Consider the following 24,119-nt stretch of genomic DNA (forward strand, 5'->3'; position numbering starts at 1 on the left):
ACAGAGAAAACTAGCACATTGGCGAAGTTGCGCTATTGATTCCCGACAAGCTGCTGAATCCGTGACTGGCCAGCTCGCGGTCAATATGGAAATGCACACCACCGCCCGAGCGTAACAGGCGGGAGGGCATGATGCCCATCATGCTGTGGAAGGTGTTGGAGAAGTGGGCGAGATCGGAAAAGCCGGACGCCACCGACGCCTGGGTGAAGGTATGGCCCCTGGCAATGGCCAGAGTGGTGGCATGAAGCCGGTGCCACTGCCGGTATTTGCCCGCTGAAACTCCAAGATACTGGCGGAACAGCTGGATAACCCGGGGGACGGAAAGATTGACCTCCGCCGCCAGGTCCTCCGTGGTGATGTTCCGGGTCCGGGCGCTGCGAATCATGCCAACGGCGCGGACCACACGGGCATCCACCTTCTCAGGATCCAGACGGGCCCTGTCGGGCAGGCCAAGGCCGGCCAGCTCGCTCTGCACAACCCGGCAAGCGGGGTGTCGGGCAAGCACCTGGCGAGCGAAGGCGATCATCTGGTGTTCGCCGTCAAGGGACCAGAGAATGCCCCGTGTTTCCTGGCGGGCGGAGTCCGCCAGCGCCCTCAGGTCATGGAGAAACGGGTCCAGGAACAATGCCAGCAGCGACGGGCCGCCACTGGCCAGGAAGACCGGCGCGCCCGGACGGACGACGCAGCAACGGCATATCAGGGACTCGTCTGCGTGGAGCTGGCGGTGGAGCCTGAGTTCACCCTCGGGGGCGATCAGCAGGGTCGCACTGCCATAGCACCGGTATCGGGCATCCAGGGCCGGCCCGGCATAAAGAACCCGGTTGTCCCAAAGATACAGGTGTGCCGGCAGTTGATTGGCCAATCGTTGCATGGGCATCCCTCCCTGGGTTGGATCGCAGCCAAAAGCCTCTGGAGCCGACCGTCCCGCATCCATCCAGAGCGCCTGTCAGCCATACGCTTATCCTACCCCTTATTCGGTGGAAGTGAGGTCATGCCCCCGTGACCAGATACTCAGATGGCGCTGAATTATCATTCCGCACAAATGCCGGGTGCCGCGCGGCGAGTATCCTGAGGGTTCCAGTCAGGGCGGCTATCAGACGCCCCGGGGCAGTATGGACAATGCTTAACGCAAAGAGGGCCGCACACGGAGTTCTGTGCAGTCTTTCAGGGAGAGTTCAATGGAGAGTTCCAATGGATAATAAAACAAGACGACCGTTTCTCAGGGGACGGGCCTCGGCCTGCGGTTTCTGCATATCGGGCCTGGCTCTGGCGCTGGCCGCCGCCAATGCTCCAGCCGCGGTTCTGTTCGAGGAGAATTTCACCAGCGGGCTGGGTGCCTTCGATTCCCGGGGGCGGGTCTATTCAGGCTCCGGCTCCATCAGCATGCGCGGGGGCGGTTCCACTGCAACCGGCGTTCGCACCGGCCCGATTGCCATCGATGGCGCCCGTGATCTGACCCTGTCCTTCTACCGTGACATCTCGCGGTTCGATAATGGCGAGGCACTGACTGCTTCCGTGTCCACCAACGGCAGCACTTTTCAGGCCGTCCAGACCGTCAACAGCGGTTCCGGGACAGTGACCGTCGATCTGGGCAATGTGGTCTCCGGTGAGGGACAGATCTACCTTCAGTTCGCCATCAATGCGTCCAGTTTCTTTGAAAGCGCGGAGCTGGGCAGCATTCTTCTGGAGGGCTCGGGCGCCAATCCGGACAACCCCGAAAATCCGGATAATCCCGACGATCCGGACACCCCGGATCATCCCGGTGGAGACGACGAGCCGATGCCAGAGGCGGGCGACTTCGTCACCTTCGAGTCCGGTCATGTCCGGCCCATGGCGTTGTCCTCTGACGGCAATCGCCTCTATGTCGTGAATACGCCGGACAACACCGTCCAGGTCTTTGACGTTTCCGGGAACACTCCCACTGCAGTGGAAACCATCCCCGTGGGGATGGAGCCGGTATCCGTCGCCCTGCGTGACGACGGCGAATTGTGGGTGGTGAACCACCTCTCCGACAGCGTCAGTATCGTGGATGTTTCCGGTTCTCCGGCGCGTGTCAGCAATACCCTGCTGGTGGGCGATGAGCCACGGGATATCGTATTCGCGGGCGCGGGCGACAAGTGGGCCTTCATTACGGCGGCCCACCGTGGGCAGAACGTCCCCTTTGACCCCCGGTTGACCACGCCGGGTATCGGTCGTGCCGATGTCTGGGTGTTTGATACCAATAACCCCGGTTTCCAGCTGGGGGGTGAGCCCGTCACTATTCTTAACATGTTTGGCGACACGCTTCGTGGTCTGGCCCGTAGCCCCGATGGCAGCAAGGTCTACACCGCGGTCTTCAACTCCGGTAACCGGACCACGGTACTGGACGAGGAAATCCCCGACGGCGGCCTCGACAAGCCGGGGCCGCAGCGGGCAGCGGATGGAACCGATCAGCCGCGTACCGGGTTGATCGTCAAGTTCGACGGTCGTAACTGGGTGGACAACGGTGATCCCGTTCGCGGTGAATCAGCCAGAACCTGGAATGATCTGGTCAAGCTGGAGCTGCCGGATAACGACGTATTCGAAATTGACGCGTCCGGTTCCGTGCCGCGGGTTACATCCCGCACCACGGGGGTTGGCACCACACTGTTCAACCTGGCGGTCAACCCCCGCAGTGGAAAGGTGTATGTTTCCAATCAGGAAGCCAACAACCTGACCCGCTTTGAAGGTCCCGGCCTGAACTCCACCACCGTGAACGGCAACTTCGTGCAAAGCCGTATCACCGTGGTGGACGGCACCAGTGCCCAGCCCCGCCATCTGAATAAGCACATCGACTATAGCACCCGCCTGGGCACGGCCAGTGAGCGCCAGCGGGCGGTAGCCATTCCGCTGCAAATGGCGGTATCGTCTGACGGCGAGAAACTGTTCATGGCCTCCATGGGTGCCAACAAGCTGGTACGTTACGACACCGGCGCCCTGGAGAGCGACAGCTTCCAGCCCGACACCAACGACCAGCTGGTGGTCGGCGGCGGCGGTGCCACCGGCGTGGTCCTCGACGAAGCCCGTGGCCGGGCCTTCGTGACCACGCGTTTCGACAACGGAGTATCGGTTGTGGACGTGGATGGCACCATGAACGAGCTGGCTCATGTGACCATGCACAACCCTGAGCCACAGAAGGTGGTGGAAGGCCGTCGTTTCCTCTACGACGCCACCTACACCTCCAGTCGTGGTGATTCCTCATGCGCCGGCTGTCATACCTTCGGCGACATGGACCATCTGTCCTGGGACCTGGGTAATCCGGACATCGCATCCGAGGATAACCCGAACCAGTACAACGAGAATGTTCCCGCCTTCGGCCGTAACCTGACTTTCCATGCCATGAAGGGGCCCATGGCCACCCAGAGCCTGCGCGGTCTGAAAGGCAATGGCCCGATGCACTGGCGGGGGGATCGCACCGGTGAAAACCGTGCTCGCGGCGAAACCCTGGAAATGGCGGCCTTCAAGGAGTTCAACGAGGCTTTCCGCGGCCTGCTGCGTCGTGATTCGGAGCTGACGGAAGCCGAGATGACCAGCTTCGCCGAATTCGCCCTGGAGCTGACCTACCCGCCCAACCCGATTGCGGCCCTGGACAACAGCCTGAGCCCCCAACTGCAGGAGGCGATGGAAATCTACAACACGGTGAACTCCGACTTCGTGACCAACTGCAATGGCTGTCACGTGCTGGATCCGGATCGCGGTATGTTCGGTACCGATGGCACCATGTCGGCTGAGGGTGGGGATGTGGACGAGGACATGAAGATTCCACACCTGCGCAACATGTACCAGAAGGTGGGCATGTTCACCAAGAACGGCGCCGGCCGTCCGGAGATGGGGCCACAGATCCGTGGCTTCGGGTTTGACAACCAGGGTGCTTCCGGCTCCGTGGACAACTTCCTGAGCGCACCGGTGTTCCTGTTGCTGGGCGAACGGCGTCGCCTGCTGGTGGAGCAGCTGTCCCTGGCGTTCCCCTCCGAAATGAACCCGATTGTCGGCCAGCAGGTCACCATCAACCCGGACAACCGCAGTCGCACCGACGTTCAGGCACGCCTGGAGCTGCTGGTTGAGCGGGCCCTCGTGACCAACCCGCGTCCGGAATGCGACCTGGTGGCAACCGCGGTCCTGGGTGGCCAGAGCAAGCGCTGGGTCTTTAACGCCAACGAAAAGTTCGTACCTGGTGACCGGGCCACGCCTTCGCTGACCCGCAGCCAGCTGCTGGATCAGGTGACTGGCGAGGACAGCACCGTGACGTTCACTTGCACGCCTCCAGGTAGTGGTGTTCGCATGGCGGCAGGAAACTGAGTCAGAGGTGTAACCTGCAGTAAGGCTGACGCCTGATGAAAAAGCCCCGGCCATTGCGCCGGGGCTTTTCGTATGGGGCAGGTGAGGCTGAGAGCGGGGATCAGTCAGGTACCCTCAGGAGACCTTTGCTCTCCAGCTCAGTCCAGGCCCTGTTCAGTGCGTTGACCATCTGGTCGGTGTCAGGGGCCTCGCGGGAGAAAACGAAAGCCATTGGCCGTTCGAGGAGGTTGCTGTACTGCAGGTCCGGAGAGGGAGACTGGCTGAGAATATTGTCCATCGGTGACTGAAAGTTGATCAGATAATCACCGCGCTTAACCGCCAGCATACGAATTGCAGAGCGATGGCTGGGGGCAATCGTTATGGCGGTATTGGGGTCCTCCCTGAAGCGATCCAGAAGCTGCCAGTATGTATAGCCGCGAATCAGGATCAGGCTTTTCCCCTGCAGATCCGGAATGCTGTCGACAGGCGGGGTATCTTCCCGATAGTAGGCATTCAGCCGGATGTTTCCCGGCTGAAAAGCAGCTTCCAGGGTGAACGGCGCGAGTTTTGGAACGCCGGCCGAGCCAAGCCACAAGTCTATGATGCCATGCTCCAGATAAAGATAGGCACGGCCAACAGGCAGCTCCTGCCATGTGATATCGTAGCCGGCATGCTCGGCGAGGCGTTTCGCCAGGCCTACGATCTCCCCTGCGGCCTCTCCGGAGTTGTCTGTATAGGACAGTGGTGGGAATTCGACGTAGGCCGCACGAATCTCGGGACGTTTATCGGCCAAAACGGAACTCGAGATCAGGAACGAACAAGCGACGACAGCCATTATTACGGCAGAGATTGAGACGGAGCGCATAGAGTTCATATCTCAACATCAAAATTGATAAAATCAACTTTTAGGATGGCGATGTTCATTTCCCCTGTAAACCCTTCTTGGAACTGTGACCCATGACCAACGACGCAAACCGGAATCGCGCATCTTTCCCCGTGTTTGACGAGATCACCACTCGCTGGGCCGACAACGACCTGTACGGCCACGTGAACAATGTCACCTATTACGCCTGGTTTGACTCAAGTGTTAACCGGTACCTGATCGAAGAGGGCGGACTGGATATCCACAGGGGCGACAACATCGCCTACGTGGTCAGTTCCTCCTGCGACTACTTCAGCCCCATTGCCTACCCGGAGCGGGTGGAGGCGGGGCTGCGGGTTGAGAAGCTGGGCAACAGCTCAGTGATTTACAACATCGGTATCTTCCGCCAGGGCGAGGACGAAGCCTGCGCCCTGGGGAAGTTCGTTCACGTATTTGTGGACCGGGAAACGGATCGCCCGGTTCCGGTGCCCCAGGGCATCCGCACCGCTCTGGAAAAGCTGCTGGTTCAGTAACCCACCGCGCTGGAGGTGCTGCGACGTGGATCGGCTGCACCCCAGAGCCTGCCGTCGTCATCGACCAGGATGCTCTGGCTGGCGCCCATGGCCGCGCCGGGGCTCAGGGTGTGGCCCATGGCCTGCAGCAGGTCAATGGTATCGGGGCTGATGCCCTGCTCAATGCGGATTTCATCCGGAAGCCACTGGTGATGGATGCGGGCAGCGGCCACCGCGGACTGAATGTTCAGCCCATGGTCGATCACGTTCATGATCACCTGCAGGGTGGTGGTGATAATCCGCGATCCCCCGGGGCTGCCTGTTACCAGAAAGTTCCTGCCGTCCTTCCGCACAATGGTGGGAGACATGGAGCTGAGCATCCGCTTGCCCGGCTGTACGCGGTTGGCGTCGCCGCCAATCAGGCCGTAGGCGTTGGGCACCCCGGGCTTGGCGCTGAAGTCATCCATTTCGTTGTTCAGCAGGAAGCCGGCACCGGTCACGGTGATACCCGAGCCGTAGCTGAAATTGATGGTGTACGTGTTTGATACGGCATTGCCCCATGCATCGACGATCGAGAAATGGGTGGTTTCGTTGCTTTCATAGGGTATCGGGTTGCCGGGGCTGATGGCTTTGGCCGGCGTCGGCTCCGCCATCGAAATGTCCGTCCGGAGTTTGTCGGCGTAGGCTTTGCTGGTAATCCCCGCCAATGGCACGTCGACAAAATCGGTATCGCCCAGGTACTCGGATCGATCCGCATAGGCCCGTTTCATGGCTTCCGCCATCAGGTGAATGGTCTGCGCCGAGTTGAGGCCGTAGTCGGCAATGGGGTAGCCCTCGAGTATGTTGAGGATCTGGACAATATGGGTGCCCCCGGAGCTGGGAGGCGACATGGAGAAGATCTCATGTCCCCGGTAAGTGCCCCGGACCGGCTCGCGGATGGCCGGCTCGTAGCTGGCCAGGTCCGCCATGGTGATCAGGCCGCCACCCCGTTCCATTTCCTCGACGATCAGTCTGGCGGTCTCACCCCGGTAGAAGTCCTGAACACCGTGGTCGGCAATGCGTTGCAGGGTGGCAGCCAGCTCCGGCTGTCGGAAGATCTCTCCGGGCTGGGGCGCCTTGCCATCCTCCCGGTAGAAGGTGGCCCGGGTGGCTGGCCATATGGTCAGGCGCTCCCGTGCCTGTTCCAGACCTTCGGTGAATCGGTGCGGCACCTCAAAGCCCTCCCTGGCCAGCTGGATGGCCGGCGCCAGGGCTGTTTCCAGGCTGATGGTGCCGTAACGCTCCAGGGCAAGGGCAAGACCGGCCACGGTACCGGGTACGCCGGCGGCAAGATGAGTGAAGCGGCTGCGGTTCGTTACCACGTTACCGGTCTCGTCCTGGAACATGGTTTCGGTTGCCGCCGCCGGTGCGGTTTCCCGGTAGTCGATGGCATGCACCGGGCCGCCGTCACCCGGGGCAAACAGCATGAAGCCACCACCACCGATATTCCCGGAGCGCGGCTGGGTCACCGCCAGGGCAAAGCCGGCGGTGACCGCCGCGTCCACCGCATTGCCTCCCTTCTTCAACACATCCAGCGCCACCTCCGTGGCCTTGGGGTGGCTGGTGGCCACCATGCCGTGGCTGCCGGGCACCGGATGATGACGTTCCCCCTCCAGAATGGCCTGGCCATGGGCATGACTCCAGATAAAAGCGGAAACAAGAAGTAAAACAACCCTATGAAGAAGACGGGGCGATGTGTGCATGAGTCAGGCTCCTGTGATGGATGGGATCCGGTGCGACAGCGGCCCGGAACCGGTGAAATCCTGTGGCTGTGCCTTCGTTCCCGGGCCGCTTTAGGCTATGATAGCCGGTCATTTTTTTATAGGGGCATCGGGTCCCCGTTTTTCCCAGTCTTTCTAAGGACAGGTTCATGGAACACACATACCGTCTGGTGATTTCCTGCCCGGACCGGGTGGGAATTGTCGCAAAGGTCAGTAACTTCTTGTCCACCTATAATGGCTGGATAACCGAGGCGAGCCATCATTCCGATAACCAGGCCGGCTGGTTCTTCATGCGGCATGAAATCAAGGCCAGCTCCATCCCCTTTGGCCTGGATCAGTTTCGCATTGCCTTCGAACCCATCGCCCGGGAGTTCGACATGTCATGGCATGTAGCGGATTCAGCCCAGCCCAAGCGGGTGGTGCTCATGTGCAGCAAGGAGTCCCACTGCGTGGCTGACCTGCTGCACCGGTGGCACAGCGGTGAACTGAACGTCGACATCGCCGGGGTGATTTCCAATCACGAGGATCTGCGGCGTATGGTGGAATGGCACGAGATTCCCTATCACCACATTCCCGTCAGCAAGGACAACAAGGCCGAGGCGTTTGCCGAGATCGAGGGCCTGTTCGAGGCCTATGAGGCAGACGTGATCGTGCTGGCCCGTTACATGCAGATTCTGCCTGGAGAGCTGTGTCAGCGGTATGCCGGCAAGGTGATCAATATCCACCATTCCTTCCTGCCGTCCTTCGCCGGCGCCCGGCCCTATCACCAGGCCTACAGCCGGGGTGTGAAGCTGATCGGCGCCACCTGCCACTACGTGACCCAGGACCTGGACGAGGGGCCCATCATCGAGCAGGACGTGATCCGTATCAGCCACGGTGATTCCATCGAGGATATGGTGCGTCTGGGCAAGGACGTGGAGAAGAATGTCCTGGCCCGGGGGCTGCGTGCCCACGTTGAGGACCGGGTCATTACCCACGAAAACAAGACGGTGGTTTTTGACTGAGCCAGTGCCGGGTTTGTGGTAATATCGGTAGCTTGTTCATAACAACCAATACGACTTCCAGCAAATTCAAAGGAACCATTCTCGATGGGTGAGTTAGCCAAAGAGATCCTGCCGGTCAATATCGAAGACGAGCTCAAGCAGTCCTATCTGGACTACGCCATGAGCGTCATTATCGGCCGGGCTCTTCCCGATGTCCGTGATGGCCTCAAGCCGGTCCATCGGCGCGTTCTGTTCGCCATGTCCGAACTGGGCAACGACTGGAACAAGTCGTACAAGAAGTCTGCCCGTGTGGTGGGTGACGTTATCGGTAAATACCACCCGCACGGCGACTCCGCGGTCTACGACACCATTGTCCGGATGGCGCAGCCGTTCTCGCTGAGATACCCCCTGGTGGACGGGCAGGGCAACTTCGGTTCCATTGATGGCGATAACGCGGCCGCCATGCGTTACACCGAGATCCGCATGGAGAAGATCGCCCATTCCCTGCTGGCGGACCTGGACAAGGAAACGGTGGACTACGTCGACAATTACGACGGCACCGAGCGGATTCCCGAGGTACTTCCCACCCGGGTACCCAACCTGCTGGTGAACGGTTCCTCCGGCATTGCCGTGGGTATGGCCACCAACATTCCTCCCCACAACCTTACCGAGGTGGTGAACGGCTGCCTGGCGCTCATCGATAACCCGGATACCACCGTGGATGAGCTGATGGACATCATCCCGGGCCCGGATTTTCCCACCGAGGGCATCATCAACGGCCGTGCCGGGATTGTGGAGGCCTATCGCACCGGTCGGGGCCGTATCTATATCCGCGCCCGTCACGAGATTGAGCATGACAACAAGACCGGTCGCGACGCCGTCATCATCACCGAGCTGCCCTATCAGCTGAACAAGGCCCGCCTGATCGAGAAGATCGCCGAGCTGGTGAAGGAAAAGCGCCTGGAAGGCATTACCGAGCTGCGGGACGAATCCAACAAGGAAGGTATCCGGGTTGTCATCGAGCTGCGTCGCGGGGAGAACCCGGACGTCATCGTCAATAATCTGTTTGCCCAGACCCAGCTGGAAACCGTGTTCGGCATCAACATGGTGGCGCTGATCAATGGTGAGCCCAAGACCCTCAACCTGAAGGAAATGCTGGACGCCTTCGTGCGCCATCGCCGGGAAGTGGTCACCCGCCGCACCATCTATGAGCTGCGCAAGGCCCGGGAGCGCGGTCATATCCTGGAAGGCCTCTCGGTCGCCCTGGCCAACATTGATGAAATCATCGCGCTGATCAAGGCATCACCTTCCGCCACGGAAGCCAAAGAAAAGCTGATTGACAAGGGCTGGGCTCCGGGCGATGTGCTGGCCATGCTGGAGCGGGCGGGCGAGGACGCCTGCCGCCCGGACGACCTGCCGGAGATCTACGGACTGCGCAATGGCCAGTATCACCTGTCACCGGAGCAGGCACAGGCCATACTGGACCTGCGCCTGCATCGCCTGACCGGCCTGGAAACCGAGAAGCTGCAGAACGAGTATAAGGAAATCGTCGATAAGATCGCCGACCTGCTGGATATCCTCGGCGATCCGGAGCGTTTGCTTCAGGTGATCCGCGATGAACTGACCGCCATCGTTGACGAGTACGGCGACCAGCGTCGCACCGAGATCATCAGTTCCCGTCGCGACCTGACCGTCGCCGACCTGATCGACGAAGAAGACCTGGTGGTCACCATTTCCCACAGCGGCTACGCCAAGACCCAGGCGGTGGAGGACTACCAGGCGCAGCGGAGGGGTGGCCGTGGCAAGGCGGCCACCTCCATGAAGGAAGAGGACTTTATCGAGAAGCTGCTGGTGGCCAACTCCCACGACACCATCCTGTGCTTCTCCAACCGTGGCAAGGTCTACTGGTTGCGGGTGTTCGAGATTCCCAGGGCCAGCCGGGCATCCCGGGGCCGCCCCATGGTCAACATCCTGCCTCTGGACGAGGGCGAGAGGATCACCACCTTCCTGCCGGTGCGTGACTATCCGGAAGATCATTACGTGTTGATGGCCACATCCAATGGCGTGGTCAAGAAAACGCCGCTGCCGAATTTCTCCCGTCCACGGACCAGTGGTCTGATTGCCCTCAACCTGGATGACGGCGATACCCTCATCGGCGCCGCCATTACCCAGGGTGATGCGGAAGTCATGCTGTTCTCCACCGCCGGCAAGGCCGTACGCTTCAACGAAGAGGCTGTCCGGCCCATGAGTCGCACGGCACGGGGTGTTCGGGGCATTCGCATGGCCTCAGGGCACCACGTGGTGTCGCTGATCATTCCCCAGGAGGGTGGTGTTCTGCTGACCGCCAGTGAGAACGGCTACGGCAAGCGTACCTCCTTTGATGAGTTCCCGGCGTACAGCCGTGGCAGCCAGGGTGTTATTGCCATGCAGTGCTCCGAGCGTAACGGCAACCTGGTTACCGCGCTGCAGTTGTTCGAGGGTGACGAGATGATGCTCATCTCCGACAAGGGCACCCTGGTGCGGACCCGCACCGATGAGGTGTCCGTCCTCAGCCGCAATACCCAGGGCGTAAGGCTGATCAAGCTGAGCCAGGAAGACGAGCGCCTGGTAGGTGTGGAACGGATCGCGGAAAGCGACGAACCGGAAGAAGATCTTGAGGGTGGAGAGAACGCCCCCCTGATCGATACCAGCGATGAAAGCAACGGAGAGGCCGGGGATGAGTAGGGCGTATAACTTCTGCGCCGGCCCGGCCGCACTGCCGGAGCCCGTACTCCGGCAGGCCCGGGACGAAATGCTCGACTGGCGCGGCACTGGCATGTCGGTGATGGAAATGAGTCATCGCAGCGACGAATTCGTGGAGATCGCCGAAACAGCCGAGAAAGATCTGAGAGAACTCGCCGGAATTTCAGATGATTACGCGGTTCTCTTCATGCAGGGTGGAGCTTCCGGCCAGTTTGCCACGGTGCCCCTGAACCTGCTGGGGGAAAACACCCGGGTCGATTACGTTAACACCGGCATCTGGTCAAAAAAGGCGATTGCCGAGGCGAAGCGGTATGCCACGGTGAATGTTGCCGCCAGCAGCGAGGACCGGGGCTTCACCACAGTCCCAGACCAGTCCGAATGGAACACCAGTGCAGACGCCGCCTATCTCCATTACACCCCCAACGAAACCATTGGGGGCCTGGAGTATGATTTTGTGCCCGACAGCGGGCGGGTTCCACTGGTGGCGGACATGTCTTCCAACATCCTGTCCCGTCCGGTGGACGTCAACCGCTTCGGCCTGATCTACGCCGGGGCCCAGAAAAACATCGGGCCCTCCGGTCTGGTGGTGGTGATCATTCGCAAGGACCTGCTGGGTCGGGCGCGTCCGGAAACCCCCACCATGATGAACTATCAGGTGATGGCCGATAATGCTTCCATGTACAACACCCCGGCAACCTATTCGTGGTATCTGGCGGGCCTGGTGTTCAAGTGGCTGAAGGAGCAGGGTGGTGTCGACGCCATGGAGGCGCTGAACTATCGCAAGTCCAAGAAGCTCTATGACTATATCGACGCCAGCGGCTTCTACGCCAACCCCATCGAGCCCCGTTTCAGGTCCTGGATGAACGTCCCCTTCACCCTCGCGGACGACAGTCTCAACGGGGCCTTCCTGAAGGGCGCGGATGAGCGCGGGCTGCTCAACCTGGAAGGCCATCGCTCCGTGGGGGGCATGCGTGCCAGTATCTATAACGCCATGCCGGAAGCCGGGGTGGATGCCCTGATCGACTACATGGCCGGATTTGTGAAGGAGCATGGCTGACCATGAGTGACGAGCAGACCCGCCTGGCGGAGCTCAGGGACGAGATCGACAGTCTGGACCAGCAGATCATGGACCTGATCAGTGCCAGGGCCCGGTGTGCCCAGGAGGTGGCCCATGTGAAAATGGCGGCCCATCCTGGTGAAGATGTGTTTTTCTACCGGCCCGAACGGGAAGCCCAGGTTCTCCGGCGCATCAAGGAGGCCAACCCGGGCCCTCTGGCCGCCGAGGAGATGGCCTGGCTATTCCGGGAAATCATGTCCGCCTGCCTGGCCCTGGAACAGCCGATGCGCATCGCCTTCCTGGGACCGGCGGGCACCTTCACCCAGGCGGCCGCGCTCAAGCACTTCGGCCATTCCGTTATCAGTGTTCCCATGCCCGCCATCGACGCGGTGTTCCGGGAAGTGGAATCCGGCGCGGCCCAGTACGGCGTGGTTCCGGTGGAGAACTCCACCGAGGGCATGATCAACCACACCCTGGACATGTTCATTTCGTCGCCGCTGCGAATCTGCGGTGAGGTCCAGCTGCGCATCCACCACCATCTGATGTGCGCCCCGGGCAGCGGCGACCAGCCTCTGACCCGTATCTACTCCCATCAGCAATCCTTCGCCCAGTGCCGGCAGTGGCTGGACGCCCATCAGTACGGCGTGGAGCGGGTCACCGTCAGCAGCAACGCGGAAGCCGCCCGTCGGGCCGCCAGCGAGCCGGGAACAGCGGCGATCGCCGGCGACATGGCCGCCGAGCTCTATGGCCTGGAGATCCTCTCGGGCAAGATCGAGGACCGTCCCGACAACACCACGCGGTTCCTGATCATCGGGCGCGAGGCGGTGGGTCCAAGCGGTCAGGACAAGACTTCCATCCTGGTGTCCATGCGCAACCGTCCCGGTGCCCTCTATCAGCTGCTGGAGCCATTCCACCGTGCCGGTATCAGTCTGACAAGGATAGAAACCCGGCCCTCTCCCAGCGGGACCTGGGCCTACGTCTTCTATATCGACTTTGAGGGGCACATGGAGGATTCCATCATCGCCGCGCTGCTGAAAGACCTGGAAGAGGATGCCGTTGAACTCAAGCGTCTCGGGTCCTATCCCGCAGGCGTGCTCTGAGTGGCGCGGGTTTTCCACCAAACAGCCCCAGGCTCGTGAACCCGGAGGATAACGGTTATGGCAGTCGACTATCAGACACTGGCGGTTGAAGGCGTCCAGAGTCTCACCCCTTACCAGCCGGGCAAGCCCGTGGAAGAACTGGCCCGGGAATATGGTTTTCGTCCTGACGACATCATCAAACTGGCCAGCAACGAAAACCCCCTGGGACCCAGTCCCCGGGCCCTGGCGGCGGCCCGCGAGGCCCTCGAGAACCTGTGCCTCTACCCCGATGGCAATGCCTTCGCACTGAAGGAGGCGCTCTCCCGCCATCTTGGTCTGGCACCCGCCCAGCTCACTCTTGGCAATGGTTCCAATGATGTCCTGGAGGTGATCGCCCGCTGTTTCGCGGCACCGGGATCGGAGGTGATCTACTCCCAGCATGCCTTTGCCGTCTATCCCCTGGTCACCCTTGCCATTGGCGCCAGAGGTGTGGAAGTGCCGGCGAAGAACTGGGGGCATGACCTGGAGGCAATGGCGGACGCGGTCACAGAACGCACCCGGCTGCTGTTCGTGGCAAACCCCAATAACCCGACAGGCACTGTGGCCGGAGAGAAAGCCATCCGCTCCCTTATGGATCGGGTTCCAGAGCGTGTAGTGGTTGTGCTGGACGAGGCCTACTGCGAATACCTAGCCGGTACCGACGACGATGTGAACGGTATCGGCCTGCTCCGGGACTATCCCAACCTGATCGTTACCCGGACATTTTCCAAGGCCTGGGGGCTGGCGGCACTGCGTGTGGGGTATGCCGTTTCCTCGGCCGCCATTGCGAATATTCTCAATCGGGTACGCCAGCCTTTTAACGTGAATACTGTCGCCCAGGTGGCGGCCACGGCGGTTCTCAGTGACCTGGAGTACCTGGAACGGTCCCGTGAGGTCAACCGCCAGGGGCTGCGTCAGCTGGAGGCGGGCCTGACTGACCTTGGACTGGAGTGGATCCCGTCCGCGGGAAATTTTGTCGCGGTGGATGTGGGCCGCGACGGCAATGAGGTATTCCAGGGTCTGTTGAAGGAAGGCGTGATCGTCCGGCCCATCGGCGGCTATGGCATGCCCAGCCATCTGCGGGTTTCCGTCGGGCTGCCGGAACAGAACGAGCGCTTTCTTAAAGCCCTGAAACGTGTGCTGTCGGCTACGGGAGCCTGATGTGCCTGCAGAGCCGGTAAGCCGTTCCATGCTTTTTCAGCGGGTTGCCATCATTGGCCTGGGACTGATCGGGGGTTCCATGGTGCTGGCGGCGAAGCGTTCCGGACTCGTGGGTTCGGTGGTGGCGGCGGACAGCAGCCCGGACGAACTGGCTCTTGGCGTTGAGCTGGGTGTCATTGACGGCTATGGATCCATTTCGGAAGTGGTAAAGGGAGCCGACCTGGTGGTGATCGCCGTACCAGTGCGGGCGACGCGGGTCGTGCTGGAGCAACTCCGCCCCTCGCTGGAAGAGCATGCCGTGCTGACGGATGTGGGGAGCACCAAGGGCAGCTTTGTGGCGGCGGTCCGGGATATTTTTGGTGGTTGCGGCCCGCGGGTTATTCCCGGGCACCCTATAGCCGGCTCTGAAAAGAACGGCGTATCCGCGGCGAAAGCGACACTTTTCGACGACCACAAGGTCATTCTTACCCCATTGCCTGACACCGACGAGGACGCTCTCCAGCGCCTGACCGGCCTATGGGAAGGGTGCGGAGCAACAGTGCTGACCATGGATGTGGCCCGGCACGATGAGGTGCTCGCCGCCACCAGCCATCTGCCCCACCTGATTGCCTTTTCCCTGGTGGATACACTCGCCGGGGAAGACCAGAATATGGAGATCTTCCGCTACGCGGCGGGTGGTTTCCGGGATTTCACCCGGATCGCCGCCAGTGATCCGGTCATGTGGCATGATATCTTCCTCACCAACCGTGAAGCGGTGCTCCGGGTGATTGATCATTTCACCGAGGACCTGGAACAGCTTCGGCGGGCCATCGACACAGAGGATGGCGCCACCTTGTTACGGGTGTTCAGCCGTGCCAGGGCGGCACGGAACCACTTTTCCAAAATGCTCTCAGGACAGGCGTACGTGACAGACATGAGCCAGAAAGCGGTCAGTTTCCGGTTGCAGCCGGGCGGCAGTATTACAGGGGACATCCGGGTGCCGGGTGACAAATCCATTTCCCACCGGTCTATCATGCTGGGAGCGCTGGCGGATGGTGTGACCGAGGTTGACGGCTTCCTCGAGGGGGAAGACAGCCTGGCGACGCTGCAGGCGTTCCGGGACATGGGTGTGACCATCGAGGGGCCGGACAACGGACACGTGCGTATCCACGGTGTCGGTATCGACGGCCTGCAGGCGCCGAGAGGGCCGCTCTATCTTGGCAACTCCGGCACCGCGATGCGGCTGTTTGCCGGCCTGCTGGCGGCGCAACCTTTCGACTCGGAACTCACCGGAGACGCCAGTCTCTCGCGACGTCCGATGGGTCGGGTGGCGGATCCGCTGCGGGCCATGGGTGCGGTGATCGACACCGCCGAGGGCGGACGCCCGCCGCTGAAGATCCGAGGTGGCAGGAAGCTCTCCGGGATCCACTACGACATGCCCGTGGCCAGTGCCCAGGTCAAGTCCTGCCTGTTGCTGGCGGGCCTGTACGCCGACGGTATGACTTCGGTACATGAACCGGCACCGACCCGCGACCACACCGAGCGCATGCTGGCGGGTTTTGGCTACCATGTTCACCGGGATGGCGCCACGGCCAGTGTGGTTGGTGGCGCCCGCCTCACCGGGGGCAGGATTGATGTGCCCGCGGACATTTCTTCCGCGGCCTTCTATCTGGTGGCCGCCAGTATCGCGGAAGGGTCCGACCTCACCCTGCGCCACGTTGGCATGAACCCGACCCGTACCGGTGTGATCAATATCCTCAAAATGATGGGCGCCGACATCACCGTATTCAATCAGCGGGAAATTGGCGGTGAGCCGGTGGCCGATCTGCAGGTACGAAGCGCCGTTCTCAGGGGCATTGATATTCCGGAAGACCAGGTACCGCTGGCCATTGACGAATTCCCGGTGCTGTTTGTGGCCGCCACCTGCGCCCGGGGACGCACCATATTGCGGGGTGCCGAAGAGCTGCGGGTGAAGGAGAGCGACCGCATCCAGGTGATGGCGGACGGGCTTCGGGCGGTGGGGGTGGAAACCACGGTCACACCGGACGGAATCGTGATTGACGGCGGCCAGACCATCACCGGCGGCGACGTGGACAGCCATGGCGACCATCGTATCGCGATGTCGTTTGCGGTGGCGTCACTGCGGGCGACCGGCGAGATCCGGGTCAACGATTGCGCCAACGTGGCAACCTCTTTCCCCGGATTCGTGGAATTGGCCCGGCAGACTGGCATTTTCATCGAAGCGGAGGAAGGCTGATGGCACTGACCGGAACACGCAAGGCCGTTCCCGTGGTGACCGTGGATGGCCCCGGCGGTGCCGGCAAGGGCACCGTTACCCAGATGCTGGCCCGTAAGCTGGGCTGGCACCTGCTCGACAGCGGTGCGCTTTACCGGCTTACCGCACTTGCGGCTTCCCGCCAGGGCGTGGCCCTGGATGACGAAGATGCCCTGGCTGATGTAGCGGCCCGGCTGAACGTCACCTTCGAGCCGACGCCAGAAGGGGAGCCGGTCCGGGTTATTCTTGATGGCGAAGATGTCACCCGGGAAATCCGTACCGAGAAGACCGGCGACGGGGCCTCCAGAGTCGCGGTAATCCAGCCGGTTCGAGATGCGCTGCTTCAGCGCCAGCGTGACTTTCGCAAGGCGCCCGGGCTGGTGGCGGACGGTCGGGATATGGGCACGGTGGTCTTTCCGGATGCACCCGTGAAGATTTTTCTGACCGCCAGCGCGGAAGAACGGGCCCAAAGGCGTTACCTTCAGTTGAAGGGGAGTGGCGCGGATGTTAATATTGACCAGCTTTTAGACGAGATACGGGCGCGTGATGAACGGGATATGAATCGTTCGGCGGCCCCGCTTAAACCGGCAGAAGATGCGCAAGTCATTGACTCTACGGGTTTAAGCATTGATGAGGTGCTGATGAAGGCTATGGCCCTGGTGGGTCAGGCCTGATAGCACCTTTTTGCTATTTCTGATGCATTTTTGCGCAGTTGTATCGGAAAATAGTGTGTGAAGGATCCGGCAGTGGTGTGAAAGCCAGCCCCTTGCCACCGTCGGATATTGCTAACAGACCGTGCTGCTGGCCGCACGGATGAAACTTGCGTTGATGACATAGGACATATAATGAGCGAGAGCTTTGCTGATCTTTTCGAAGAAAGCCTGAAAGAAATTGACATGCAACCAGGTTCCATCGTCCAGGGAACCGTGGTGGATATCGACAACGACTGGGTCACCGTTAACGCCGGACTGAAGTCCGAAGGCGTTATCCCCGCCTCCCAGTTCCTGAACGAAAAAGGCGAGTTGGAAATTGCTATCGGCGACGTTGTCGATGTAGCTCTCGACGCGGTTGAAGACGGTTTCGGTGAAACCCGTCTGTCCCGCGAAAAAGCCAAGCGGGCTGAAGCCTGGAAGGTTCTTGAAAAGTCCTTCGAGAAAGAAGAGGTTGTCAAGGGCGTTATCAATGGCAAGGTCAAGGGTGGTTTTACCGTCGATCTGGCCGGTATCCGCGCCTTCCTGCCCGGCTCCCTGGTAGATGTTCGTCCTGTTCGCGACACCGCACACCTGGAGAACAAGGAGCTGGAATTCAAGGTTATCAAGCTCGACCAGAAGCGTAACAACGTGGTGGTTTCCCGCCGCGCCGTTCTGGAAGCCGAGACCAGCGCCGAGCGTGAAGCTCTGCTGGAGACCCTGACAGAGGGCATGACTCTGCAGGGTATCGTCAAGAACCTCACCGACTACGGTGCGTTTGTTGACCTGGGTGGCGTTGACGGCCTGCTGCACATCACCGACATGGCCTGGAAGCGCATCAAGCACCCGAGCGAGATTGTGAACGTTGGCGACGAAATCACCGTCAAGGTTCTGAAGTTCGACCGTGAGCGTAACCGTGTTTCTCTCGGTCTCAAGCAGCTGGGTGAAGACCCGTGGGTCGACATCAAGGGCCGTTACCCCGAAGGCAGCAAGGTTACCGCACGTGTAACCAACCTGACCGACTACGGCTGTTTCGCCGAGCTGGAAGAGGGTGTTGAGGGTCTGGTACACGTCTCCGAAATGGACTGGACCAACAAGAACATCCACCCCTCCAAGGTGGTTCAGGTAGGTGACGAAGTCGAAGTCATGATCCTGGACATTGATGAAGAGCGCCGTCGTATTTCCCTGGGCATCAAGCAGTGCGTGCCCAACCCCTGGGAAGAGTTCTCCGCGAACTACAACAAGGGCGACAAGGTCAGCGGCAAGATCAAGTCCATCACTGACTTTGGTATCTTCATCGGCCTGGATGGCGGCATCGACGGTCTGGTTCACCTGTCCGACATCAGCTGGAACGAGACCGGTGAAGAAGCCGTTCGTGAGTACAAGAAGGGCGACGAAGTCGAGACCGTTATTCTGTCCGTTGATCCTGAGCGTGAGCGTATCTCCCTTGGTATCAAGCAGCTGGAAAGCGATCCGTTCGCCGAGTTCGTTCAGCTGAACGACAAGGGCTCCATCGTCAAGGGCACGGTTTCCGCCGTCGACGCGAAGGCAGCCACCATAGCCCTGAATGACGAGGTCGAAGCGGTGCTGAAGGCTTCCGAGATCAGCCGTGACAAGGTTGAGGATGCCCGTAACGCCCTGAACGAAGGCGACGAGGTTGAGGCGAAGATCATCAGCATCGATCGTAAGAACCGCGTCATCAACCTGTCTGTCAAGTCCAAGGATGTGGAAGAAGACAAGCAGGCGCTGGAAAGCGTGCGCAGCAAGACTGCCGAGTCATCCTCCGGGGCCACCACCATCGGTGACCTGATCAAGGAACAGATGCAGCAGCAGAACGCCAACAAAGAGTGATCAAATACTCTAGAAGGCAAAAAAACGGGCTCTAAGAGCCCGTTTTTTTTGTCTTTTTTTCAGGTTTGGCTAAACTAGGGGACAGTCTGGCCAGCTCACCACTGGACCCGGCCGAACTGGATACCCACAGTATGCGACCGGTTGATCCGGACGTGGCAGGCGAGCAAGAAGCTGAACCGAGGGCTTCGCAATAAAAATGAAAAGGGATGAGCCTCATGACAAAGTCTGAACTTGTCGAACTGATTGCATCGAAGCAGACTCAGCTGTCCGTAAAAGACGTGGAGTTGGCGGTTAAAACCATCATTGATCATATGTCCCAGTCGCTCGCGGATGGGCAACGGATTGAAATCCGTGGGTTTGGAAGTTTTTCCCTGCACCACCGGGCCGCCAGGACCGGGCGTAACCCGAAGACGGGCGAAGCGGTAAAGTTGCCGGCCAAGTTCGTACCTCATTTCAAGCCGGGAAAAGAGCTTCGCGAGCAGGTCAATGACAGCATGAAAAAAGGCTTCTGATCTCGCCATAATCGATATCAGGAAACCATCCGATCATCATGATCGGGTAGAATGCCACGATGCGTCTCATTCATTCTTCCTGGAGCAGGGGTGCTATGGCAGGGATTCGGAAGTTAATTCTCCTTCTTTTGGTAATGCTGGTGGTGCTGGCGGTCCTGGTGTTTTCCATGAACAACCAGATGGCGGTGTCACTCAATTTCCTGATCTACGAAACCCAGCCCCGGGGTGTCGCAGTCTGGCTCATACTTGCACTCATCCTTGGCATCCTTCTCGGGGTCATATTCACCCTTTTGGCCACGGTCCGGATATCCGTTTCGCGGCACAGACTGCGAAAGAAGCTGGACAGGGCGGAGAAAGAGCTTGAAAAGGACCGGTCGCCCCAAGATCGGACAGTCTGAATGGATATGCTTTTTCAATGGCTGCTGCTGACCGCCGCAGTCGCGGCGGGGTGGTTTGTTGGTCGCCACTTCCGCTCGGAGCAACGCCGCACCAAAAGTATTTCGGACGAATCGTCCGTCCGCGAACGCCTGCAATTCCTGTTTACCAACTATTCCGACCAGGCGGTGGAGAACTTCGTCCAGTCGCTGGCGGTCAACCGCGATACCGTGAGCCTGCACCTGTCCATCGGTGCCCACTTCCGCAACAAGGGTGAAACCGACCGGGCGATTCTGATTCACCAGAACCTTCTGGCCCGGCCGGAACTGCCCGGACATTTTTCGCCCCAGGTTACCTATGAACTGGCCCTGGATTACCTGGCGGCGGGGTTGCTGGACCGGGCCGAGGCCCTGTTTCATCAGCTGATGGACGATCGTACCTATGGTGAGCGGGCAGCAAAGCAGCTGATCGAGTTGTATCAGCAGGAGCGGGAGTGGGGAAAGGCGGCCCAGGTGGCCCGAACCCTGATGAAGGGCAGCCTCAATGGGAATCTGGGCCGACAGCTGGCCTATATCACCTGTGAACTGGCTGACCAGAGCCTGCACAAGGACGATCGCTGGGGCGCGCAGAAGCTTGCGAAGGAAGCGCTTTCCATCGACGCTGCGTGCGTACGGGCAAGCTTTATCCTTTCGTCGCTCCAGGCTCGCCAGGGCAATTACCGGGAAGCGGCCAATGTCTGCCTGAAAGTGTTCGAACAGAACCCGGAATTCGGCCCTGAGGCGGTGGACCGCTTCATGAAACTGGAACGGGCCCACGGGGAAGTGGGGCGCAACGTGAAGAAGCTCCGCAAACTGTACGAGCAGCATCCCGGAACCAGTCTGTTGCTGGCCCTGGCGGAAGCTGTGGAGCAGTCCTCGGGACGGCAGGCAGCCATTGACCTGTTGAGAACCGAGCTGGAGTCCAGGCCCAGTGTTCGTGGCCTGCTTCGCCTAGTGGAGCTTGCCGGTTACGAGCGTGGGCTTGCCACTGGCGAGGGCCGCCTGGTCAGCCGTATCGGCAACCTGATCGTTACCAACCGTCCGGTATACCGGTGTGTGAACTGCGGGTTCTCGGGACAGCAGTTGCACTGGTTGTGTCCAAGCTGCAAGGAATGGGAAACCGTGCGCCCGATTCAGGGTGTTGAGGCGGAGTAGCGCGTTTTCTGGCATAATCCCGGTCCGATCGCGTTCCGGCTATTGCCCGGATCCCTTCCAACGTTCGGAAACAGGAGCCTCCCGTGCAGGATTCCCTCGGTCCCCGCATCATCATTGCCCTCGATTTTTCCTCCGAAGCATCCGCCCTGGCGCTTGTGGATACCCTTGATCCGAAGCTCTGTCGCCTTAAAGTTGGCAAGGAGCTGTTCACCCGGTGTGGTCCGGGTCTGGTGCGCAAGCTCCATGAAAGGGGCTTTGAGGTGTTCCTTGACCTTAAATTCCATGACATCCCCAATACCACCTCCGCGGCAGTGGCGGCGGCAGCCGAGCTCGGGGTGTGGATGGTGAACGTGCATGCCTCCGGCGGCCAGAAAATGATGACTGCCTGTCGTGAACGCCTGGAATCCTTTGGTGCGGACCGTCCTTTGCTGATCGCGGTGACGGTTCTGACCAGCATGACCGCGGGTGACTTGGCCGGGGTCGGTATTGAGGACTCTCCCGCCTACCAGGTGAACCGGCTGGCGACCCTGACCCGCAGCTGTGGCCTCGACGGTGTGGTGTGTTCGGCCCAGGAAGCGCCCACCCTGAAACTCGAGCAGGGGGCGGATTTTCGTCTGGTGACGCCCGGGATCCGGCCTGCTTCTTCCGAGCATGGCGATCAGCAGCGGGTTATGACGCCGGCTGCCGCCATTGAGGCTGGTAGTGACTACCTGGTTGTTGGCCGGCCTATTACTCAGGCGGCTGATCCCTTGGCTGCCTTGCGTTCGATCGTTTCCGAGATTTCCTGAGCTCTAGGTGTTTGGCCTGGTAGTCTTCCAGAGTAGTGGCGGAGGTCGCAGGTCGATATCCTTTTCTGGGGGACGCCCCGCAAGTACATCCCTGTAGGGCTTGTCGAGCGCCGTCCCTGGCGCTCGACACCCCCAGAAAAGAATCTCAACCTGCGCCCTCCCAGACTTTGGGTGGTAACGTTTTGGTGCAATAATGTTCAATTACCTGAATTAAAAATAAGGCTTCAACTGAGCGATACTAAGCTCCTCGTTCTTTTTATCAGGCAATTCTCCAAGGCGTTATCTCTGAAGTTGCGCAAGGGCCAGGTCGATAACACTTTCCGGGAGCGTCGGCAGCCAGGGATGGCTGCCGTCGAGCCCTACAGGGATGTACTTGCGGGGCGTCTCCCGGAAAGTGTTATCGACCTGGCCCTTCAGGCTCCCAAGTTCACAGTCTACAAGACAAACACCAGATCAGCAGGCTACAAGGTCAACCTCAGAAATAAAAACAGAAGACACAAAAAAGCCGCGTCTGAACAAACAGAGGCGGCTTTCCGGAATTAGTGGCTCCCCGACCTGGGCTCGAACCAGGGACAAACGGATTAACAGTCCGTTGCTCTACCAACTGAGCTATCGGGGAACAGTCAGTCTTGACGAGGGCGGTATATTAAAGAGCCGTTACCGCCTCGTCAAGCCCTGCATTCCGACTTTCTCAGGTATCTGAAACACTGTTCAGAAAACCTCCAGAACCCGGTCAGGTTACCTTATTAAGCACCTTGCTCATGCGAGCCACTGCGTCTTTGAGGACCTCCATACCGGTGGCAAAGCTCAGTCGCATGTGACCGGGTGCACCGAAAGCGGAGCCCGGGACCAGGGCAACGCCGGCACCCTTGAGCAGCACTTCGGCCATTTCCACGTCATCGAACACACCGTCGGTGGCTTCAATGGCGCCCTGGAAGCTCGGGAACACATAGAAAGTGCCGTCTCCCTCCAGGCATTCCACGCCGGGGAGCTCGTTCAGTGCCTTGACCAGGTAGTCGTGACGCTCCTTGAATGCCTTGACCATCTCGCCAACACAGGCCTGGTCGCCTTCCAGTGCCGCCAGGGCGGCGGCCTGGGAGATGGAAGCCGGGTTGGAGGTGCTCTGGGACTGAATCTTCTTCATGGCCCCGATGACCGCGGCAGGGCCCGCAGCGTAGCCGATCCGCCAGCCAGTCATGGAGTAGGCCTTGGATACGCCGTTCAGCACGAAAGTGCGCTCGTACAGCTCGGGGGTCGCATTGAGAATGTTGCAGAACGGCTTGCCGGTCCACAGGATCGGCTCATACATGTCGTCGGTGGCGATCATGATGTCCGGGTACTTCTTCAGAACCTCGCCAATGGCCTGCAGCTCTTCCATGGAATAGGCCATGCCGCTCGGGTTCGAGGGGCTGTTGATCACGAACAGGCGCGTGCGCTCGGTGATGGCCTCTTCCAGCTGCTCGGGTGTGATCTTGAAACGGGTGTCGGCATTCGTCTCGATGATGACCGGGATACCCTCCGCCACCAGTACCATGTCCGGGTAGGAAACCCAGTAGGGCGCCGGAATAATCACCTCGTCGCCGGCGTTCAGTGTGGCAAGTGCGAGGTTGAAAAAGCTCTGCTTGCCTCCACTGGATACCAGTATCTGGCTCGCATCGTAGTCCAGGCCATTATCCCGCTTGAACTTGGCAATGATCGCCTTTTTCAGGGCCGGCGTACCGTCCACGGGCGTGTATTTGGTCTGGCCGTTGCGAATAGCCAGAATGGCCGCTTCCTTGATGTGATCAGGGGTATCGAAATCCGGTTCCCCGGCGCCCAGGCCAATGATGTCCTGACCGGCTGCCCGCAGTTCCGCGGCTTTGCTGGTCACGGCAAGGGTAGGGGATGGCTTGATGGCCTGTACACGGGTGGAAAGTTTAAAGTCCAAACTTGCGCTCCTTAAAGATGCGTCTGAGAGGGCTGCAGC

Annotated in this window: 18 protein-coding genes and 1 tRNA gene; 14 read left to right on the forward strand and 5 right to left on the reverse strand. The window is 60.2% G+C overall.

The features are described from left to right. Nucleotides 1-10: 10 nt before the first annotated feature. The gene (locus BM346_RS00425) at nucleotides 11-871 is read right to left on the reverse strand and encodes an AraC family transcriptional regulator (RefSeq protein WP_167812665.1); all 861 of its coding nucleotides are present in this window, start codon (nucleotides 869-871) and stop codon (nucleotides 11-13) included. A 320-nt stretch (nucleotides 872-1,191) separates the two neighbouring features. Here BM346_RS00425 and BM346_RS00430 point away from each other — a divergent pair, with 320 nt between their 5' ends. Beyond that, nucleotides 1,192-4,317 (forward strand): YncE family protein, encoded by a 3,126-nt coding sequence (locus BM346_RS00430; RefSeq protein ID WP_092008356.1) that lies wholly within the window; start codon nucleotides 1,192-1,194, stop codon nucleotides 4,315-4,317. Between the two features lie 100 nt (nucleotides 4,318-4,417). Here the strand turns inward: BM346_RS00430 and BM346_RS00435 are convergent, their stop codons facing one another. Next, nucleotides 4,418-5,089, reverse strand: coding sequence for a substrate-binding periplasmic protein (locus tag BM346_RS00435; protein ID WP_167812664.1), 672 nt, complete (start codon nucleotides 5,087-5,089; stop codon nucleotides 4,418-4,420). A 164-nt stretch (nucleotides 5,090-5,253) separates the two neighbouring features. Between BM346_RS00435 and BM346_RS00440 the strand changes: the two genes are divergently transcribed. After that, nucleotides 5,254-5,691 (forward strand): acyl-CoA thioesterase, encoded by a 438-nt coding sequence (locus BM346_RS00440; RefSeq protein ID WP_092008358.1) that lies wholly within the window; start codon nucleotides 5,254-5,256, stop codon nucleotides 5,689-5,691. On the opposite strand, the gene ggt is transcribed toward BM346_RS00440, so the two are convergent. After that, nucleotides 5,685-7,412, reverse strand: coding sequence for a gamma-glutamyltransferase (gene ggt / locus BM346_RS00445; protein WP_092008359.1), 1,728 nt, complete (start codon nucleotides 7,410-7,412; stop codon nucleotides 5,685-5,687). The genes BM346_RS00440 and ggt overlap by 7 nt on opposite strands. Before the next feature lie 167 nt (nucleotides 7,413-7,579). Here ggt and purU point away from each other — a divergent pair, with 167 nt between their 5' ends. The 12 genes from purU (at nucleotide 7,580) to pyrF (ending at nucleotide 22,153) form a co-directional block, all read left to right on the forward strand. After that, nucleotides 7,580-8,434, forward strand: coding sequence for a formyltetrahydrofolate deformylase (gene purU / locus BM346_RS00450; RefSeq protein WP_092008360.1), 855 nt, complete (start codon nucleotides 7,580-7,582; stop codon nucleotides 8,432-8,434). An 84-nt stretch (nucleotides 8,435-8,518) separates the two neighbouring features. Further along, nucleotides 8,519-11,137 carry a DNA gyrase subunit A gene (gyrA, locus tag BM346_RS00455; protein ID WP_092008361.1) on the forward strand — a complete coding sequence of 873 codons (2,619 nt, stop codon included), beginning with the start codon at nucleotides 8,519-8,521 and terminating at the stop codon, nucleotides 11,135-11,137. Then, nucleotides 11,130-12,212, forward strand: coding sequence for a 3-phosphoserine/phosphohydroxythreonine transaminase (gene serC / locus BM346_RS00460; protein WP_092008362.1), 1,083 nt, complete (start codon nucleotides 11,130-11,132; stop codon nucleotides 12,210-12,212). The genes gyrA and serC overlap by 8 nt, the downstream gene beginning before the upstream one ends. A gap of 2 nt (nucleotides 12,213-12,214) precedes the next feature. After that, entirely contained in the window at nucleotides 12,215-13,312 is a 1,098-nt protein-coding gene (gene pheA, locus BM346_RS00465) for a prephenate dehydratase (protein ID WP_092008363.1), read from the forward strand. Between the two features lie 57 nt (nucleotides 13,313-13,369). Further along, a complete protein-coding gene (gene hisC / locus BM346_RS00470; protein WP_092008364.1) occupies nucleotides 13,370-14,491 on the forward strand; it encodes a histidinol-phosphate transaminase in 1,122 nt (373 codons plus the stop codon). Between the two features lie 28 nt (nucleotides 14,492-14,519). Continuing rightward, nucleotides 14,520-16,727, forward strand: a complete 2,208-nt coding sequence (locus tag BM346_RS00475) for a bifunctional prephenate dehydrogenase/3-phosphoshikimate 1-carboxyvinyltransferase (protein WP_092013121.1) — start codon at nucleotides 14,520-14,522, stop codon at nucleotides 16,725-16,727. Beyond that, nucleotides 16,727-17,419, forward strand: a complete 693-nt coding sequence (cmk, locus tag BM346_RS00480) for a (d)CMP kinase (protein ID WP_092008365.1) — start codon at nucleotides 16,727-16,729, stop codon at nucleotides 17,417-17,419. The genes BM346_RS00475 and cmk overlap by 1 nt, the downstream gene beginning before the upstream one ends. A 171-nt stretch (nucleotides 17,420-17,590) precedes the next feature. Next, complete coding sequence (rpsA, locus tag BM346_RS00485; protein WP_092008366.1) at nucleotides 17,591-19,285, forward strand: 30S ribosomal protein S1; 1,695 nt, start codon at nucleotides 17,591-17,593, stop codon at nucleotides 19,283-19,285. 215 nt (nucleotides 19,286-19,500) lie between these two features. Continuing rightward, the gene (locus tag BM346_RS00490) at nucleotides 19,501-19,797 is read left to right on the forward strand and encodes an integration host factor subunit beta (protein WP_092008367.1); all 297 of its coding nucleotides are present in this window, start codon (nucleotides 19,501-19,503) and stop codon (nucleotides 19,795-19,797) included. A gap of 95 nt (nucleotides 19,798-19,892) precedes the next feature. Beyond that, nucleotides 19,893-20,195 (forward strand): lipopolysaccharide assembly protein LapA domain-containing protein, encoded by a 303-nt coding sequence (locus BM346_RS00495; protein ID WP_092008368.1) that lies wholly within the window; start codon nucleotides 19,893-19,895, stop codon nucleotides 20,193-20,195. After that, complete coding sequence (gene lapB / locus BM346_RS00500; RefSeq protein WP_092008369.1) at nucleotides 20,196-21,365, forward strand: lipopolysaccharide assembly protein LapB; 1,170 nt, start codon at nucleotides 20,196-20,198, stop codon at nucleotides 21,363-21,365. An 83-nt stretch (nucleotides 21,366-21,448) separates the two neighbouring features. Further along, on the forward strand, nucleotides 21,449-22,153 hold the full coding sequence (gene pyrF / locus BM346_RS00505; protein ID WP_092008370.1) for an orotidine-5'-phosphate decarboxylase: 705 nt from the start codon (nucleotides 21,449-21,451) through the stop codon (nucleotides 22,151-22,153). A gap of 543 nt (nucleotides 22,154-22,696) precedes the next feature. Here pyrF and BM346_RS00515 read toward each other — a convergent pair. Further along, a tRNA-Asn gene (locus tag BM346_RS00515) sits at nucleotides 22,697-22,772 on the reverse strand. A 114-nt stretch (nucleotides 22,773-22,886) separates the two neighbouring features. Continuing rightward, the gene (locus BM346_RS00520; RefSeq protein WP_092008372.1) at nucleotides 22,887-24,080 is read right to left on the reverse strand and encodes a pyridoxal phosphate-dependent aminotransferase; all 1,194 of its coding nucleotides are present in this window, start codon (nucleotides 24,078-24,080) and stop codon (nucleotides 22,887-22,889) included. Nucleotides 24,081-24,119: the final 39 nt, after the last annotated feature.

The organism is Marinobacter daqiaonensis, assembly GCF_900115285.1.
Lineage (GTDB): Bacteria > Pseudomonadota > Gammaproteobacteria > Pseudomonadales > Oleiphilaceae > Marinobacter > Marinobacter daqiaonensis.